The organism is Clostridium porci (assembly GCF_009696375.1).
Taxonomy (GTDB): Bacteria; Bacillota; Clostridia; order Lachnospirales; family Lachnospiraceae; genus Enterocloster; species Enterocloster porci.
Genome location: NZ_VUMD01000069.1, coordinates 1 through 1064, shown reverse-complemented (window position 1 = coordinate 1064; position 1064 = coordinate 1). Strand labels below are relative to the sequence as shown.

At 48.0% G+C, this 1064-nt stretch carries 1 protein-coding gene; it reads right to left on the bottom strand.

Annotation, left to right across the window (positions count from 1 at the left end):
* On the bottom strand, nt 1–1064 hold a 1064-nt coding region (locus FYJ39_RS20680), incomplete at both ends, for an MSCRAMM family protein (RefSeq protein WP_268890698.1).

Here is a 1064-nt window from a genome sequence, read left to right as displayed (position 1 = left end):
TAATGGCTCTGCCGGCCTGTCACCCACTCATCTACTGTTTCCCATGTATCTGTACCTGTCCTGCGCTCCATCCGCAGTTCTGCCCCTTCCAACCACTGATCCGTATCTCCTAAGAACTTATCTGTCTTAGTCCTGTTGGAGTCATTCGTTGGGTTATAATCCAGAATAATCAGGTTTGTCCATTCGTTTTTGTATTCAAACTGGAATTCATACGGTTTCAGGGTCAGCATATGTCCCACAGCCCCTTTTATTTCCCTGCATTCATAGGTATACGGCTTAAAATTCCCGTCTTTGTCCATATATCCGATTGGCTGGGGCTTAAACTGCGCCTCACCCTGGTCATTGGTAATCACAATCTCGCACTCTTTATTTAAGGTTTTATTTATTAGACTAAATTCTACGTCCTTTAGCTTTTCTTCCGGTCGATCCGTATCACTTTTAACCAGCTTAAGGATTCCCTCCGGTATCTTGTCAACCATTTCCGCTTTCTGTACAATCTGGCTGTCTATGACGGAGAACGGCACATCCACCGACTGTAAAAATCCATAGGGGGTGGTTTCTTCCCGCAGGATATAATCCCCTTCTGGAATGTACGTAACCCGGTGCGGCTTTAAGTCGCCCGGTTCAAATCCATCCGGAATCAGCCCGGCCGCCTTATCCTCCTCGGTGTAGGTTCCATCCAAACCTGATATCCATGTGGCTGTGATGTCCTGATACTGTCCCTTTGTGGTTGGCTGGTGCAGCTCTAAAGGCCTGTCCGATACCCTTCCGTACGCATCTACCGGGTAAATCGTGAGCCTTGCCCCATTTACCTCCTTACCTCCGGTGATATTCACTTTTGAGACTTCCAGGCTCAGGGGCATATCCCCCATCTCTGCGTACTGGATTCTCTCCAGATGCCCTGTATCCTCAATGGTTATAAGAACAGGCGCTGCCGTTGCATAGCCCTTCGGGGTTTTTGTTTCCACCAGCACATAGCTTCCTACTGGTAAATATTCCAAACGGGTGGTTCCCTTCTCCGTATAGTAATACCTGCCCTGGTACGTGTTCGGAATGTCCTTAAT